Below are 15,728 nucleotides of genomic sequence, written 5' to 3' on the forward strand. Positions count from 1 at the left end.
ATCGGAACGGGGGGTGGCGTGAGCACGCCCTCCGACCAGGAGTTAGCCGAGTACGAGCAGGAGCGGCCCGCTCGGCGGCTTCGCCCTGCTCTGGATGTGGTGATCTCGGTCTGGTGCGCGATCGTCAGCGTCGGCGTACTCCTGCAGGTGTTCTTCCCATTACCACAGGGAACCCAGTTTTACCTGGTGATCTTTCTCGCAGCCGTTCTGCCGATCACGCTGCTGTGTTACCGGGGCTGGAAGGTCCCACCGGTGCTCAATCCGTTCAAGGCGCGGTCGCATGACGACCCCGGTCTGACGGACTGGCTGCTGGCCCTGATCGCGCTCGCGGCCTGTGTTTACCCCCTGCTCGACTTCGACGGCTTCCTGGAACGGCGTCAGGCTCCGACCGGACTCGACGTACTGGCTGGCGCCGTACTGCTGGTTCTGCTGCTCGAGGCCTGCCGTCGTACGACGGGGTGGGTGCTGCCGCTGGTGAGCCTGTTGTTCATCGCCTACGCGTACTACGGCGGCTTCCTGCCCTACACGTGGTCGCTGGCACACCAGGGCTTCAACTTCGACGCGATCATCGGGCAGTTCACGATGGGGACGGCCGGCTTCTACGGGACGCCGCTCGCCGTCGCGGCCAGTTACATCGTGCTGTTCACCATCTACGGCGCAGTGCTCGACTACTCCGGTGCCGGCAAGTTCTTCATCGACCTGTCGTTCGCAGCCTTCAAGCGCAGCCGCACCGCGCCGGGCCGGACGGTCACCTTGGCCGGCTTCCTGCTGGGCAGCGTCTCCGGTTCCGGTACGGCGACCGCCGTATCGCTCGGTACGGTGTCGTGGCCGATCCTGCGCCGGGCTGGGTATCCGCCTGAACCGGCCGGTGGAATGCTCGCGGCCTCGGGCATCGGCGCGATCCTGTCGCCGCCGACCTTGGGTGCGGCGGCGTTCATCATCGCCGAGTTCCTGCAGGTCTCGTACCTGACCGTGCTCGGGTACGCCGTGATCCCGACGATCCTGTACTACCTGGGCATCCTGCTCGCGATCGAGATCGACGCCCGCCGGCACGGTACGAAGTCGACCGAGACCTCCGACCAGTCCGCGCTCAAACTGCTGGTCCGGTTCGGCTACCACTTCCTCTCGCTGTTCGTGATCATCGGCTTCATGGCGGTCGACGTACCGCCGTTCAAGGCTGTCGTCTACGCGGTGATCATCCAGTTCGGACTGTCGTTCCTGGACCGCGAGCACCGGCTGACCGGGAAGCCGCTGTTCAAAGCGCTTGCCCAGGGCACCCGTTCGATCCTGCCGGTGGCGGCGACCTGTGCGACCGCCGGGGTGATCGTTGCCGTCACCACCCAGACCGGGCTCGGGCTGAACCTGGCCGAGATCATCGTCGGCGCGGCTCGTGGGCTCACCGACAACCAGACGGTGATCCTGATTCTGACCGTGGTGCTGTCGGCGTTCGCCGTACTGGTGCTGGGGCTTGCGGTTCCGGTCACCGCGTCGTTCATCATCGCCGCGGTGATCATCGCGCCGGCGCTGGTTCAGCTCGGGGTGACGCAGGCCGAGGCCTACATGTTCATCTTCTACTACGCAGTGCTTTCCGAGGTGTCACCGCCGACCGCGCTGGCTGCGGTGGCGACGTCCGCGATCACCGGCGGCAAAGTGATGCCGACGATGTGGCAGGCGTGGAAGTACACCCTGCCTGCGTTCCTGGTGCCGTTCGCGTTCGTGCTCACCGACAACGGTGCGCACCTGCTCGGTCAGGGATCGTTCGTCGGCATGGTGTGGACACTCGCGGCGTCGATGCTCGCGGTCGCCGCTTTAGCTGTCGTGACAGGCGGTTGGATCGTGGTCGCGACGACCTGGATCGAGCGGGCGTTGTGCGTACCGGCCGCGTTGCTGCTGCTTTACCTCGCGCCCGTAACCATCAGCGCCGGAATCGGTTTGCTACTTGTTGCCGTCGTCATCAATGTGGTCCGGCGGCAACGCCAGGCCGCACCCACGGAAGGATCCGCCAGATCATGAGAATCCGTCGCCTCCCCGCAGTCGTGGTGGCGCTTGCCGCCGCTGCCTCACTGGTCGCCTGTGGCGGTCAGCGTGAACCTTCCGGAAACGGTACGGCGGCCGGCGGCCGGCTGACCATTGCCACCGGCAACACCACCGGCGTCTACTACCAGCTCGGTGGTGCGCTGGCCTCGGTGATCTCGCAGAAGATGCCCGGCTACCGGGCCACCGCGAGTGAGACCGGCGCCTCGGTGCAGAACATCCAGGGTCTGGCCGGCGGCAACTACGACATCGCCTTCTCGCTGGGTGACACCGCGGCCGACGCGGTCAAGGGCGAGAACAGCTTCCAGGCCAAGCAGGACGTGGTCGCGCTGACCCGGCTCTACAACAACTACACGCAGGTCGCGGTCCGGACGTCGGCGAACATCAACTCGATCGCCGACCTGAAGGGCAAGCGCGTCTCCACCGGCTCGCCGAACTCGGGCACCGAGGTGATCGCCCGGCGCCTGCTCGAGGCTGCCGGTCTCGACCCGGCCAAGGACGTCACCGCCCAGCGGCTCGGGCTGCCGGAGTCGGTGGACGCGATGAAGTCGGGCACGATCGACGCCCTGGTCTGGTCCGGCGGGCTGCCGACCGGTGGCATCACCGACCTGACCACCAGCCTCGGCAAGGGCGTCAAGCTGTTGCCGATCGCCGATCTGCTGCCCAAAATGACGGAGAAGTACGGCTCGGTCTACTCCGAGGCGCCGATCCCGGCCGCGACGTACAAGCAGCCGGCCGATGTCGCGACGATCGTCGTACCGAATGTGCTGCTGGTCCGTAAGGACATGAAGGACGAACTGGCCGAGCAGCTCACCAAGACCCTGTACGAGAACCTCGACGCTCTGGTCGCGGTGAACGCGGCCGCCAAGGGCATCACCAAGGAGAACGCCGCCAAGACCGACCCGGTGCCGCTGCACCCGGGTGCTCAGAAAGCACTGGATGCCCTGAAGTGATCCAGCAGTAATCCCCTGAACCGTCCTCCCTCGCACACCAGGCGCAGCGGGGGAGGACGTCAGATCGGCTCCCACAACCAGGCGCAGTGAGAGCCGGTCGGCCGGGCCCGGCCCTTCGGAGGCATCCGAGGGGACCCGGGCCCGGTCACTTTTCGGTGCTGTGCATCGCGGTCCCGTAGAGGTAGTGCGACAACGCCGAGTTGCGCTTGGGGTGCACGTGGTACTTCGTCGGTACGACGCGCCCTTCGGCGCTGTCCCAGGCATTGTCGGCCAGTCGCCACATCCGGTGTGCCAACCGGCCGGCGCGGCCGGTGTGCGGCGAGTTCGGATGTGCTCGGGTCGGGGCGACTTCTTCGGCCTCGAGGAGCTCCTTGGTCAGCTCGTTGACCTCACTTGCGTCGAGGTACTCACTCAGCTGGTGGCCGTAGTCGGTCTCGAGTCGCTCGTGCTCGGTGAGCAGCCAGTCGATCGTGCGCAGGATGTCGTGCGGATCCAGGTGCTGGACGCGGCTGTCGCCGTACTGACGTCCCTTGAGGTACCGCAGGTTTCGCTCGAGGTCCTTGGCATTGCCGACGTACCGGGCGACCAGCTCGGCGCCGTCGGGCAGGCGCCGTACTTGTGGCAGCAGCACGTCTTCGGCGGCGGCCAGGTGCTGCGCGGTGATCGCGTAGAACCAGTCGGTCCGATGCCTGCGATCCGGGTGCGCCGCGGCCGGATGGTGCGCCGGCTCGGCCAGCTCCCGGATGTTCGCGTGTTCATAGTTCAGCGCCATTTCCAGCGTCGAAGCGGTCACGGCAACCACCTCCAGGGTTTCTCTCCCCAGCGTGTGCCCACGCGCTGCACAACGCAACCACCCCGGGACTTTCCGTAAGGTAACGGTTGCCCGGGGTGGTTCTCAGCGGAGCCGTCCTAGTGGTCCGAGCTCTTCTTCCACAGGTTGATACCGGCCTCGACCGCGTCGGCGTCGATGGCTTCGAGCTCCTCAGCGGTGAACTCGAGGTTGCGGACGGCCTCGAGGTTGCCTTCCAGCTGCTGCACGCTGGAGGCGCCGATCAGGGCGCTGGTGACGCGGTCGTCGCGCAGCGTCCAGGCCAGGGCGAGCTGGGCGACGGACTGGCCGCGCTGCTTGGCGATCTCGTTCAGCGCGCGGACGTGCTTGAGGGTGTCCTCGGTCAGCGAATCCGGGTTCAGGGACTTGCCCTGGGAGGCCCGCGAGCCCTCGGGAATGCCGTCCAGGTAGCGATCCGTCAGCACGCCCTGCGCCAGCGGCGAGAACGCGATCACGCCGACCCCGAGCTCACCGACGGCGTCGAGCAGGTCCTCCTCGATCCAGCGGTTCAGCATCGAGTACGACGGCTGGTGGATCAGTAGCGGCGTACCCAGCTCCTGCAGGATCCGCGCCGCCTCGCGCGTCTTCTCCGCGCTGTACGACGAGATCCCGGCGTACAGGGCCTTGCCGGAACGGACCGCGGTGTCGAGGGCACCCATCGTCTCCTCGAGCGGGGTGTCCGGGTCGAACCGGTGCGAGTAGAAGATGTCGACGTAGTCGACGCCCATCCGCTGCAGCGACTGGTCGAGGCTCGCCAGCACGTACTTCCGTGAGCCACCGCCCTGACCGTACGGACCCGGCCACATGTCGTACCCGGCCTTGCTCGACAGGATCAGCTCGTCGCGGTACTTCGTGAAGTCCCGCTGGAAGTGCGTGCCGAAGTTGGTCTCGGCCGCGCCGTACGGCGGGCCGTAGTTGTTCGCCAGGTCGAAGTGCGTCACACCGAGGTCGAACGCGCGGCGCAGGATGTCGCGCTGCGTCTCGAACGGCTTGTCGTCACCGAAGTTGTGCCACAGCCCCAGCGAGATCGCCGGCAGTTGCAGCCCACTCCGGCCCGTCCGCCGATACACCATCCGGTCGTCGTACCGCTCCTGGGCAGCCACGTAGTCAGTCACGAGCCTCAGTCTGCACCATGTCGTAACAAGCGCAAAACCCCTTGTTTTGCGCAAGAAACGTCAGCTCTGAGACCCAGAACCCGGTCTTCTTGATGGGTCGAAATGACCGGGCCAATCGGCATGGCGGATCCGGGTGATCTCCCGGATCTCGCCGAGTGTCGACCACTCGTCCTTGCCGAGCCGTGCCAGCGGCCGCAGCAACCGCACCTCCGGCCGGCCGTCGGCCAGCACTGCCTCGTCGATCGCGATCGCCCGCACCTGGCCGATCACGACCGTGCAGTCCCCGAGCTCCAGCGTCGTGTGCAACGTGCACTCGATCGCCACCGGCGACTCGGCCACCCGCGGTACGCCGACAGTCCGCGACGGCTCGGGCGTGACTCCGATCGCCTCGAACTCCGACACCTCGGGCGGGAAGTTCGTCCCCGACGCGTTCACCTGCTCGAACAACGCCTCGGCCGCGAAGTTCACCACGAACTCCCCGGTCGCCTCGACGTTGTTCAGGCTGTCCTTGCGCCCCACCGACGTGAACTGCACCATCGGCGGCCGCACACACGACACCGTGAAGAACGAATGCGGTGCCAGGTTCAGCACGCCGTCCGCCGACCGGCTCGACACCCACGCAATCGGCCGCGGCACCACCACCGAGTTCAACGTCGCATAGATGTCCCGTGCCGGGATTTGCTCCGGATCCAGCTCAACTCGCACCCCCGCAGTACATCAAACTGTTTCAGGCGGGTCGTCGATGTCCTCGGCGATGTCGAGAAGTTCCTCATCGGCAGACGCCAGGAGGCGGGTCTTCAACTCGGCCAGGACATCGTCGCGGCCGAGGTCCTCGAGCAGCCAGACCAGACCGCGGATCTGGTCCCAGCGGTCGGCAGTCAGATTGTTCAGCTCCGCGGCGATCAAGGGTTCCAGCGCGGCGTCGCGGTCGCGCGGGCGGAGGGTGACGAGGATGCGCCGGGCGAGACCCGAGTAACGGGCCTGCATACAAGCCCAGTAAAAGACCTCGGGGATCAGCTCCTTGGCGACCGATGGGTGACTCCAGGCGGTCGCGTCGAGAAAGCGGAGCGCGGCGTGCAGGTCGGAAGCCGACCTGAACTGCCTCCGCAGCGTCTCCACGGGCTCAGCGTTCAGGAACTCGGCTTTGGCCGCCTGGTACTCACTGTCCGCGTTCACCAGCCGTTTCCACGGTCCGCCGAACAACAGGTTGAACATCTCTCCATCATCAGTGACCTGCAGGTCAAACCGTTGGACACCGACGTGCACCCGCACGAGGATTTCCAGGATGGATCGGATGCTGGACGACGTTCGCCTGCTCGCGCCCCGGTACGGCGTCGCCCCGGCCGAGGTGCACGAAGTGCCCGGTGGTGTCGCGAACCGCGGCTTCACGCTCGGCCCGCGCCTGTTCGTCCGGGTGGCCCGAACCGGCTTCGAGGACGACCTGCGGAAGGAAACCGCCGTCGTACCGCTGGCCCGCAAGGCCGGCGTCCGCACCCCAGCCATCCTCGAGTACGACGAGAGTCGCGCACAGCTCGAAGGTTCGTACGTCGTGGTCGAACGCGTCCACGGGGTCGAGCCGCTCAGCACGCCGACCGGCGTCACCGTCGATCTGGCCCGCCTGCACTCGTTGGAACGCACCTCGCTACCCGATGTCCCTGAGGATGGATGGGGCGAACCGCGCGCGACCGTGGAAGGTCTTGCTGTTAGTGGATATCTGGATGCGGGCACGGCCGACTGGTTGACGGGCTGGCTCGAGCGGCTGGAGCAACGCTTCGACCGCTCCGCACCACCCGTGCTGCTTCACGGAGATGTTGCCCCACACAACCTTCTCGTCGACCCGGCCGACGGCAGTCTCGAAGCCCTCATCGACTGGGGCGACGCTGCCTGGGGACCACGCGCCTTCGACTTCGCCAAGCTCCGCTTGACCGAAGTAGCCCACCTGCTGCCTTCCTACCTGACCGCAACCGCAGACGAGACCCTCGCCGCCGACGAACTCGCTGCCGGCATCCTCTACCTCCACCTCTCCTGGGCGCTCGGCAAACTCACCGCCGAGCCCTGGCCGGCCCAACGCCACTGGACCGCCCCACCCACCAGCCGCCTCCTCAATCTGCTGCACTTCTTCACCGCCAACCCACCCCAGCCCTGGCCAACCCTCACCTGACGTCGGTTGGCCGCGCGATCGGGCAGACACTCGTCGGCTGATGAGCGTCCGCCCGACCGGCGTCACCGAGAACTGGCCTCGGTCAGCGCGATGGCTGTGTGTGCGCCGAGTGGTCGTGCTTCGAGTGATCGTGTTTCGCGTGGTCGTGCGCGAGGTGCTGGAAACTTCGGGCGGTGGTCAGCATCTGCATCAGGACGCCTTCGCTCCCGGCCGCCGTGGGTGTGCTTGCCGGTTTGCAGGCAACGAAATCGGTCGGCGGCCCGTTCGTCCCGGTGTGGGATCCGTTGAAGCCGAACGTCACCGATTCACCCGGCCGGATGACCGAGTTCCAGGACGCGTTGGAGGCGATCGCCCCGGTAGCGCCGTTGTTCACCACGGTGGCGTCCCATCCCTCGCCGACGACCCGTTGCCCGTTCGGCCAGGTCCAGCGAACCGTCCAGCCGCCGACCGGGTTCTGGCCGGTGTTGGTCACCTTCACGCTGGCCGTGAAACCGTTGTTCCACTGACTCGGCGTGGAGTAGGTCACCGAGCAACTGGTCGGTGGCGGAGGCGGGGGCGGCGGAGGCGTGGGGTCACCTGAACCGGTGGTCAGGTTCACGTCCGCGCACTGGTAGAACGCCTCAGGGCTGTCGCTGCGCTGCCAGATCGAGTAGATGATGTGGCGGCCGGTCTTGTTCGCGGGCAGTGTGGCCGGCCAGGTCCATTCCGGACCTTCCGGGCCGCTTCCGTTCAGAGGTGGGTTGGTCACCTCGTTCCAGGGAGCCGGCTCCAGGTCGGACCAGCGCAGCGGCTCGTTGATGTTCCAGCCGTCCCGGGTGATGTACTGCGTCCAGGTGCCCGGATGCGGCGCCCAGGCGTTGTAGCGGATGTTGATCGTCGAACCGGGTTTCAGGTTGGTGGTCGGCCAGTCCGATCGCGCCGCCCGGAACTTGGCGAACCGCGCATCCGGGCCGCACAGATTGCCGTCCGGAATGATCTCGCGGTGCCGGCCCCCGGCGTTGCTGATCAGGTTGCTGAACCAGTTCCAGAACGGATAGTGGTCGCCGTTGTTCCAGGCGTCCGCGCACGCGGGGTTGGTTGGCCTGAGGTCGCCGCCGTTACCGCCTTCCTTGCCGTTGACGTAGCACAGATAAGTCCGGCTACCGGGAAAAGTGAACGCGCCATGAGCCTGAGCCACCGGTGCCGGCAACGCCACCAGGAGCGCGCCGGTGAGACCGAGCAGGGCAGCGCTCAGTGCAAAAGGTCGTAAAAGCCTCACAATGATCCTCCTCCATGGACCGTCTCTCGCGCCGACAAGACGGCCTCGAACGGTGCATATGGGAGCGCTCCCGAAACTGATGGTAAAGGCGCCGCAACAGCGTGTATAGACCGCAGAGCAGCCTCCTGCGAGGGGCGTGAACAGGAACTGGTGGGTCGAGACAAGGAATAACGTGTTCAAGCCCACCACCAGCCCTGCCCACCCCCATGATCTGGCTGAATCACCCGTCACGGCGCCCCGACTGAAACCCTTCGGGCGGGCCGATGCGCTGGCTGGCCCGGAGAGTGGCCGGGCTGGAAGGCAGCTGGGCTGGAATGCGGCCGGGGTGTTCTGGTGTCGGCCGGGTGGGGGTGGGGAGCCTGCTGGTCCGCGGCGGCCCAAGATGCTCCCCAACCTGCAGCGAACGGGCGCCGAATCCCCAAACCGGTTTGGGGTGGATCTGCGACGGATTCGGGGGGTGGATCCTCCCCACATCCCCTAGCGGACGGCGCCCCCGCTCCCCAAACCGGTTTGGGAAGGAAAATGGGCCGGTCAGGGCGAACATCCACCCCGACCTCCTGCAACGGTCACTTCTCACGCGACAGAAAGTCGACTTTCCCCAGCCATAGCCCGGTCACCCCAGGCGACGTGGAGCCGCGGTCACCGATCGCACTATCCACCCCTGCCTCCTGCAACGGTCACTTCTCACGCGACGGGAACTCAACTTCCCCAGCCATGGCCCGGCGACCCCAGGCGACGTGGAACTGTGGTCACCGAGCTCGCCATCTGCCCCTAGCCACCGCGGCGACCAGCCATGCTGTCTTTCAGATCGGCCGGGAGCGGCGATCAGCCACAGCGCACGTCCCCGGCCGAGTTCTTTCGGGCCTCAGCCCACTCGACCGCCAAAGGCGGCCGACAAAACCAGAGGGTGAGCCACGCAGATGGCTGAGCCGGATGGCGAGGTCGGTGACCGCGGTTTCGCGCTGCCTGGGGCTGACGGGCTGTGGCTGAGGTACGTGATGGTCGAGGTCTGCACTATCCGGTGATTTTTCGGGCCTATGTGACGAAAAATCACCACCTAACGCATGGACAGCCCGGGGACCCGCGATCGCCGGGGCTGGAGGCACCTTGAGACTCCATCAACCATCTGACACCCGCCCCGAACGGTTGAACCGTGCTCAAGGTCGCCCGGCCGGCTCACCTTGAGCACCCACCAACCACCTGCTGGCTGCGTGCGTGGGTGGCCGGGGCTCAACGTCGTGCCGGGGGCCTCGTGGCCAGTTGTTAGCGGGGCTCTGGGGGGAGTGCGGTGATGAGGGTTGTTAGGTGGGGGGAGAGGGCGAGGGTGGTGGGGGTGGTTTGGGTGGTGGCGGGGTGCCAGGTGGGGTGGCCGGTGGGGGTGAAGGTGACTAGGTGGATGTCGGGGGAGAGAGGGCCGGGGGCTTGGGCGTGGGCTCGGGCGGTGAGGTGGAGGAGGAGGCCTAGGGCGGGGAGGACGGAGAGGTCTTCGATCACGTGGATGAGGAGGAGGTCTCGGGAGGGGACGGCTGCCAGGACGGCGGGCGGGAGGTTGGGGAGGTTGAGGGTTTCGTGGAGGACCGTGTCGAGGACTAGGGCACGGGAGGCGGTGAAGGAGTCGCCGGTGAGGCGGGCGAGCTGAACGCCGTCCTCCTCGAGGAGCTCCAGGTGGTCGCGGCGGCGGCGGAGGTTGGCGAGGCCTAGGGCTTCGGCGGCCGACCAGGTGAGGCCCAGGTCGGTCGGGTCGAGGTACATGGTGACGGTGTGGTCGTGCAGTGTGGCCGGCACGGACAGCAGGCCGGGGAGGACGTCGGGGCGGTCGTCGACCCAGTTGGGTGGGAGTGAGGCGCGGGGGACGAGCCGCTGGATCAGCTCGGTGGCGGGGTTGCCGGGTGGATCGGGCACGCCTTCGTCGAGGCGGCCGAGCAGGTCGGTGAAGTGGAGGTCGACGAACTGCGGCCAGTCGTCGGGATCCTGCTGGGCGATCGCCCGGGCCAGGTTGGTGAGGCCGAGGATCGGGCCAGCTGCTTCGGGTGTGGTCATCAGGGCGCCGGCTTGGTAGTGCAGGTCGAAGCCGAGCCGGCGGCAGGTGGACAGCGCGAGGGTGACGAGACGGTCGACCTGGGCGCCGCTCAGGGGGCTCAGGTAGGCGTCGGCGGGGGTTTCGGTGGTTGTCATGGGCACCTCCTCGACAGAGAAAGTACGAGGATTTGCTCACTCCCCAGCCGGTCAATTCGAACCTGTGGACAACTTGGTCGGTACTCTGCGGCCCGGGACCGAACCCGGTTCCGGAGTGAAGGAGAGACCAGATGTCCAGCATCCCGGCGTCGCGGCCGACCTCGGTGACCCGGCTGTCGTTGTCGCACATCACCGCACAGCACGAGACGAACCTGCTCGGTACCGTGCACGGTGGGGTGATCATGACCCTGGTCGACTCGGTCGCCGGCGTGGTCGCGGCGCGGCACTCCGGTGGGGCCGCGGTGACGGCGTCGATGGACGAGATGGTCTTCCTGGTCCCGGTCCGGGTCGGAGACGTCGTGCACTTCAGCAGCCAGGTGAACTGGACCGGCCGGAGCTCGATGGAGGTCGGGGTGCGGATCACCGCCGACCGGTGGGACGCGGTCGGGCCCGAGGTGCACGTGGCGTCGGCGTACCTGGTGTTCGTGGCGGTCGACGCGGAAGGCAAGCCGCGCGAGGTTCCGCAGGTGGTGCCGGAGACCGACGAGGAGCTGCGCCGGATGCGCGAGGCAGAGATCCGCCGGAGCCACCGGCTGGCCCGGCGCGCCGCGATCATCGCGTCCCGCGAGGAAGACCGGTCATGAGCTGGTTCCACGGCGCCCGGCGGCATCCGTCCGCCGTCCTGCTCGTCGTCCAGTTGCTCGGCGTATTGATGTACCCGCTGACTCAGGGGTCGCAGGCCGGCCGGATCGCCTTCGAGATCATCGGCATCATCGTTCTGGTACTCGCCGTGTTCTCCGTGCGCGCCACCCCAGGTCTCACCTGGATCAGCATCGGCCTGGGCATCCCGGCCGTCGCTCTCTCGTTCATCGACGTGTACAACTCCAGCGACGCCGTGGTGGCTGTTTCGGCCGCCTTGCACGCGGCCTTCTACTTCTACGCGGCCTACAGCCTGTTGCGGTACATGCTTTCCGACCACGAGGTCAGCACCGACGAGCTGTACGCCACCGGTGCCACGTTCACCTTGGTGGCCTGGGGTTTCGCCTACCTGTACGTCTTCGTCCAGGTCCTCGTCCCCGGCAGCTTCATCGCAGCGGTTGCCCCCAGCAACGATCGGACCTGGATGGAGCTGCTCTTCCTGAGCTTCACCACCCTGTCCAGCACCGGCCTGAGCGACGTCGTCCCGATCAGCAACTGGGGTCGCTCGGTCGTGATGCTCGAGCAACTGGCCGGTCTCGGGTACGTCGCCATGGTCGTGTCCCGCCTGGTCGGTCTGACGATCTCGCGCCGCAACGCATAGCTGCAACGCATAGCTGCAACGCCTAACCGGCAAGTCGCGGCCAGCCGGCCAACAGGTCGGCGGCCGCCCGGGCAGCGACTTCGGTCGCATTCGTCATTGCAGCGACCCGGTAGCTGACCAGCGCGCCCTCGTGGAGCAGTAGGAGTCGATCGGCCAGCTCGCCTGGATCCGCCATCCCGGCCAGCCGTGCCTGCGCTTCGAACTCGGAGCGCATCCACTGCTTCTGCCCGACGATCACCGGCATCGCCGGATGATCGGGCGCCGCGAGCTCGACACTCGCGTTGATGAACCCGCAGCCGTTGCGCGACCCCGCCAGCCAGTCGGTCAGCGCACCGAACAGTGCGAGCACCACGTCCTCGGGTGTCTGAGGCGCGCGAAGTACAAGCTGCTCGTCGAGGAACTCGTGCCACACCCGGTTCCGGTGTTCCAGATACGCCGCGATCAGCCGGTCCTTCGATCCGAACCGGTCGTACAGCGTCTTCTTCGTCACCTCGGCCGCCGCCGCGATCGCGTCCACCCCGACCGTCCGAATGCCCTGCTCGTAGAACAGCGTCGAGGCGGCCGCCAGGATCCGTGTCCCGGCAGGCGTCAGCCGGTCCGCCGCCGGCACTCCGCGGTCGACGAGCAGTCTCATCTGCTGAACAGGCATACTGACAGTATACCGACCGGTATGGTTACTGTCGGGACATGACAACCCAGGCAGTACGCCGTACGCCGGACCTGCGCCTGATCACGCTGGCCTCGGGAGCCGGGTTCGTCCTGTTCTGGAGCTCCGGGTTCATCGGCGCCGGCTGGGGAACGCGGTACACGAACGCGTTCGACCTGCTCGCTTGGCGCTTCCTGCTCGCCGGACTGCTCGGTGCCCTGATCCTGAGCATCCGCCGCCCCAGAATGACCCGCCGAGACCTCATCACCCAGGTGTGGATGGCAGTCCTGACCCAGTTCGTCTACCTCGGCGCCATCTTCACCGGCATCGACCACGGCATCACCGCAGGAGCAACAGCACTCATCGGGTCGCTCCAGCCGCTGCTCATCGCGACTGTGGCAGGCCCACTGCTCGGAGAGGCGGTCAGCAGGCGTCAGTGGCTCGGGCTTGTTCTCGGGCTACTCGGAGTCGCGCTGGTCGTCGCCGACGACCTCAGTGCGGGTCGGGGCTCACCCCTGCTCTTCCTCATCCCGCTGGTCGGCCTGCTCGGCCTGGTGGCCGGTACCTGCCTGGATCGTCGCCGTCAACCTGCGGTGAGTTCGCTCGATGCGCTCTGTGTTCAGAGCATGGTGTCGGCAGTGCTGTTCGTCACGTTGGCGATCTCGACGCACCAGCTCAGCGTGCCGCATCAGCCGGGGTTCTACGGCGCTGTGCTCTGGTTGGTGCTGCTGGCAACCGGCGGTGGTTGGGGCCTGTACCTGGTGAATCTCAAGCTTTCCGGCGCCACGCGGGTGAGCAGTCTGCTCTATCTGGTGCCGCCGACCACGATGCTGGTGGCCTACTTCGTGCTGGACGAGAGCATCGGAGTGCTCACGGTGCTCGGCATGTTGGTCTGTGCCGTTGCAGTCCTGCTGATTACGCTGCGGACATGGCGGAACCCCGATGGCTGAACGAGAAAGAGGCGCGAGCCTGGCGAGCGTTCATCGCGGCCCAACGCGTGGTGAACAGCCGGATCGAGCAGCAGTTGCAGCGGGACGCCGGAATTCCGCACACCTACTACGAGATTCTGGTGCGGCTGTCCGACGCGCCGGACGGCCGGCTGCGGATGAGCGAGCTCGCGATCGCGACGCTCGGTTCCCGTAGCCGTCTCTCGCATGCGGTCAACCGCCTGGAGCAGTACGGCTGGGTGCGTCGCGAAGGGATCGAGTCGGACCGTCGTGGTCAGGTGGCGATCCTCACCGACGTCGGTCGGCAGAAGCTGGTGGACTCCGCGCCCGGTCATGTCGAGGAGGTCCGCAGTGCGATCTTCGACGCGCTGACCCCGGAGCAGGTGGAGCACCTGTTCGACATCTGTACGGCGCTGGCCGAGAACACCGATCAGGACCGCTGATGCGGGCCCGCGCAACGGCCCTCGTCGTACTGTCTGCGCTGCTGCTGGCCGGTTGCAACGACAGCCAGTCCCCGCCGACCGCCGGACCCGACACAGTCCCCTCGTCGTCAGTACCGCTGCCGCCGAAGACCACGGCTCAACCACCAACAACAACCCCGAGCGAGACGCCGTCAGCACCCAGCTGCATCGACACGAAGCTCGAGAGCCTCACACTTCGCCAGCGCGCCGCCCAGCTGATCATGACGGGCATGGGCGCCAACGGTATGACGTCGGCGCAGCGGTCGATCATCCAGAAGCAGAAGCCGGGCGGAGTCCTGCTGCTCGGCCCAGGTGGCAGCCTCGCGCACACCCGTACGGCGACCGCGGCCGCGACGACTGCCGCCACGGTCGACGGAATCCGGCCGCTGGTGGCAGCGGATCAGGAAGGTGGTCAGGTCCAGCGGCTGAAGGGCTCTGGCTTCACCCGCATCCCGTCGGCGACCGTTCAGGGCACGTGGACCAGTGACAAGCTCACCGTCCGGGCGGCGCAGTGGGCCGGCCAGCTCAAGCAGGCCGGGGTGAATACCAACCTCACTCCGGTGGCGGACGTCGTACCGGTTTCTCTGAAGAAGCAGAACGCGCCCATCGGCAGTCTGGACCGTGAGTTCGGCAACACGGCGGCTGAGGTCGGGCCGCCGGTACAAGCGTTCATCCGAGGGATGGCCAAGAGTGGTGTGATCACCTCGGTGAAGCACTTCCCCGGTATCGGCAAGGTCAAAGGCAACACCGACTTCTCCGCCGATGTGCTCGACAACGTCACGGTCCGTGGCGACGACGACCTGCAGCCGTTCGCGGACGGGATCGAGGCCGGTAGCGAGATGCTGATGGTCTCCACCGTCACGTACACCAAGATCGACCCCAAGAACCGGGCTGCGTTCTCGAAGACCGTCATCCAGGGCATGATCCGCGGCGACCTCGGGTACGACGGCGTCGTGATCACCGACGATGTCGGGGCGGCCGCGAACGTGGCGAAGGTGCCGGCCGGGCAGCGCGCGACCCGGGTCATCGCAGCGGGTGGCGACATCGTCATCAACGGTGCTGCGGACCTCACCGCGACCATGGTGAACGCGCTGGTGGTGAAGGCCCAGCAGGACAAGGAGTTCGCCGCACAGCTCGACCAGAGCGTACGGCGGGTGCTCGCGCTCAAGCAGAAGCACGGTCTGGTGACCTGCTGATGCAGGCGGAGCAGGAGCCCGACTACCGGTTCACTCTGGCCAACGAGCGAACCTATCTGGCGTACCTGCGGACCTCACTGGCCTGTTATGCCGGTGGCCTCTCGGCCGTGCAGTTTCTCGACCTCGGACTGAACCGCTGGCCGGCCCGCATCATCGGACTGATCCTGGTCAGTGCCGGACTGGTCACGACCTTCGGCGCACTGCGCCGCTGGCAGCAGAACATGGTTGCCATGCGCCGCGGCGAGCCGCTACCGGTGACCCGACTGCCGCTGATGCTGGCGGCAACCATCGCCGTTGCCGGATTGGTCGGTCTGATTTTCGCATTGTGGCGATGAGCACACCGGACCCCGGCCTGCAGCCCGAGCGCACCCTGCTCGCCTGGCGTCGGACCTCGCTCGGCCTGATCACCAACGGCGTCCTGCTGCTTGCCTCCGGCCACGGTTCGTCCGACGTCCGCACCGGTCTCGGCATCGTCGTACTGGTGCTTTCGCTGGGCTGCTGGGCGGCGGTGAGCGCGGTTTACCGGCATTCGCGGGGTGCCCCGGTCCATGCCCTCGGCCACGAACGGGTGCTCCGGATCGCCGCCGGACTGGTCCTCGTGGTCGGTCTCTTCGACCTCTACGCCGTGATCACGCGCTGATACCAATTGATTA

Annotated in this window: 17 protein-coding genes; 10 read left to right on the forward strand and 7 right to left on the reverse strand. The window is 66.9% G+C overall.

Annotated elements, in window-relative coordinates; all coding sequences use genetic code 11:
- The first annotated feature begins 18 nt into the window (after window positions 1-18).
- Both ACFCV3_RS08895 and ACFCV3_RS08900 read left to right on the forward strand, forming a co-directional pair.
- A complete protein-coding gene (locus ACFCV3_RS08895) occupies window positions 19-2,013 on the forward strand; it encodes a TRAP transporter permease (protein ID WP_376027765.1) in 1,995 nt (664 codons plus the stop codon).
- The gene (locus ACFCV3_RS08900) at window positions 2,010-2,987 is read left to right on the forward strand and encodes a TAXI family TRAP transporter solute-binding subunit (protein WP_376027768.1); all 978 of its coding nucleotides are present in this window, start codon (window positions 2,010-2,012) and stop codon (window positions 2,985-2,987) included. Before ACFCV3_RS08895 ends, ACFCV3_RS08900 begins: the two co-directional genes overlap by 4 nt.
- 145 nt (window positions 2,988-3,132) lie before the next feature.
- On the opposite strand, the gene ACFCV3_RS08905 is transcribed toward ACFCV3_RS08900, so the two are convergent.
- The 4 genes from ACFCV3_RS08905 to ACFCV3_RS08920 all read right to left on the reverse strand — a co-directional run bounded on the left by ACFCV3_RS08905 (window position 3,133) and on the right by ACFCV3_RS08920 (window position 6,146).
- Window positions 3,133-3,780: a hypothetical protein gene (locus ACFCV3_RS08905; protein WP_376027769.1), complete on the reverse strand. Its 648-nt coding sequence runs from the start codon at window positions 3,778-3,780 to the stop codon at window positions 3,133-3,135.
- Between the two features lie 116 nt (window positions 3,781-3,896).
- Entirely contained in the window at window positions 3,897-4,931 is a 1,035-nt protein-coding gene (gene mgrA / locus ACFCV3_RS08910; RefSeq protein ID WP_132414257.1) for an L-glyceraldehyde 3-phosphate reductase, read from the reverse strand.
- A gap of 60 nt (window positions 4,932-4,991) precedes the next feature.
- A complete protein-coding gene (locus tag ACFCV3_RS08915; RefSeq protein ID WP_376027771.1) occupies window positions 4,992-5,636 on the reverse strand; it encodes a flavin reductase family protein in 645 nt (214 codons plus the stop codon).
- A 12-nt stretch (window positions 5,637-5,648) separates the two neighbouring features.
- A complete protein-coding gene (locus ACFCV3_RS08920; protein WP_376027772.1) occupies window positions 5,649-6,146 on the reverse strand; it encodes a hypothetical protein in 498 nt (165 codons plus the stop codon).
- A gap of 70 nt (window positions 6,147-6,216) precedes the next feature.
- On the opposite strand from ACFCV3_RS08920, the gene ACFCV3_RS08925 reads away from it, so the two are divergent.
- Window positions 6,217-7,092, forward strand: a complete 876-nt coding sequence (locus tag ACFCV3_RS08925; protein ID WP_376027774.1) for a phosphotransferase family protein — start codon at window positions 6,217-6,219, stop codon at window positions 7,090-7,092.
- Between the two features lie 82 nt (window positions 7,093-7,174).
- Here ACFCV3_RS08925 and ACFCV3_RS08930 read toward each other — a convergent pair whose 3' ends face one another.
- Window positions 7,175-8,350: a lytic polysaccharide monooxygenase gene (locus ACFCV3_RS08930; RefSeq protein WP_376027776.1), complete on the reverse strand. Its 1,176-nt coding sequence runs from the start codon at window positions 8,348-8,350 to the stop codon at window positions 7,175-7,177.
- A gap of 1,263 nt (window positions 8,351-9,613) precedes the next feature.
- Window positions 9,614-10,525, reverse strand: a complete 912-nt coding sequence (locus ACFCV3_RS08935) for a hypothetical protein (protein WP_376027777.1) — start codon at window positions 10,523-10,525, stop codon at window positions 9,614-9,616.
- 131 nt (window positions 10,526-10,656) lie between these two features.
- Here ACFCV3_RS08935 and ACFCV3_RS08940 point away from each other — a divergent pair, with 131 nt between their 5' ends.
- A complete protein-coding gene (locus tag ACFCV3_RS08940; RefSeq protein WP_376027779.1) occupies window positions 10,657-11,169 on the forward strand; it encodes an acyl-CoA thioesterase in 513 nt (170 codons plus the stop codon).
- A complete protein-coding gene (locus tag ACFCV3_RS08945) occupies window positions 11,166-11,825 on the forward strand; it encodes a potassium channel family protein (RefSeq protein WP_376027781.1) in 660 nt (219 codons plus the stop codon). Before ACFCV3_RS08940 ends, ACFCV3_RS08945 begins: the two co-directional genes overlap by 4 nt.
- Window positions 11,826-11,847: 22 nt before the next feature.
- On the opposite strand, the gene ACFCV3_RS08950 is transcribed toward ACFCV3_RS08945, so the two are convergent.
- Window positions 11,848-12,474, reverse strand: coding sequence for a TetR/AcrR family transcriptional regulator (locus ACFCV3_RS08950; RefSeq protein WP_376027784.1), 627 nt, complete (start codon window positions 12,472-12,474; stop codon window positions 11,848-11,850).
- Between the two features lie 38 nt (window positions 12,475-12,512).
- On the opposite strand from ACFCV3_RS08950, the gene ACFCV3_RS08955 reads away from it, so the two are divergent.
- Genes ACFCV3_RS08955 through ACFCV3_RS08975 form a run of 5 tightly spaced genes read left to right on the forward strand, consistent with a single transcriptional unit; the run spans window position 12,513 to window position 15,715 of the window.
- The gene (locus tag ACFCV3_RS08955; RefSeq protein WP_376027786.1) at window positions 12,513-13,421 is read left to right on the forward strand and encodes a DMT family transporter; all 909 of its coding nucleotides are present in this window, start codon (window positions 12,513-12,515) and stop codon (window positions 13,419-13,421) included.
- Window positions 13,400-13,861: a MarR family winged helix-turn-helix transcriptional regulator gene (locus ACFCV3_RS08960; RefSeq protein WP_376027789.1), complete on the forward strand. Its 462-nt coding sequence runs from the start codon at window positions 13,400-13,402 to the stop codon at window positions 13,859-13,861. Before ACFCV3_RS08955 ends, ACFCV3_RS08960 begins: the two co-directional genes overlap by 22 nt.
- Window positions 13,861-15,075 carry a glycoside hydrolase family 3 N-terminal domain-containing protein gene (locus ACFCV3_RS08965; RefSeq protein ID WP_376027792.1) on the forward strand — a complete coding sequence of 405 codons (1,215 nt, stop codon included), beginning with the start codon at window positions 13,861-13,863 and terminating at the stop codon, window positions 15,073-15,075. Before ACFCV3_RS08960 ends, ACFCV3_RS08965 begins: the two co-directional genes overlap by 1 nt.
- Window positions 15,075-15,410 (forward strand): YidH family protein, encoded by a 336-nt coding sequence (locus ACFCV3_RS08970; RefSeq protein WP_376027794.1) that lies wholly within the window; start codon window positions 15,075-15,077, stop codon window positions 15,408-15,410. Before ACFCV3_RS08965 ends, ACFCV3_RS08970 begins: the two co-directional genes overlap by 1 nt.
- Window positions 15,407-15,715: a DUF202 domain-containing protein gene (locus tag ACFCV3_RS08975; RefSeq protein WP_376027797.1), complete on the forward strand. Its 309-nt coding sequence runs from the start codon at window positions 15,407-15,409 to the stop codon at window positions 15,713-15,715. Before ACFCV3_RS08970 ends, ACFCV3_RS08975 begins: the two co-directional genes overlap by 4 nt.
- Window positions 15,716-15,728 lie beyond the last annotated feature (13 nt).

Source organism: Kribbella sp. NPDC056345, from assembly GCF_042262745.1.
Classification (GTDB): domain Bacteria; phylum Actinomycetota; class Actinomycetes; order Propionibacteriales; family Kribbellaceae; genus Kribbella.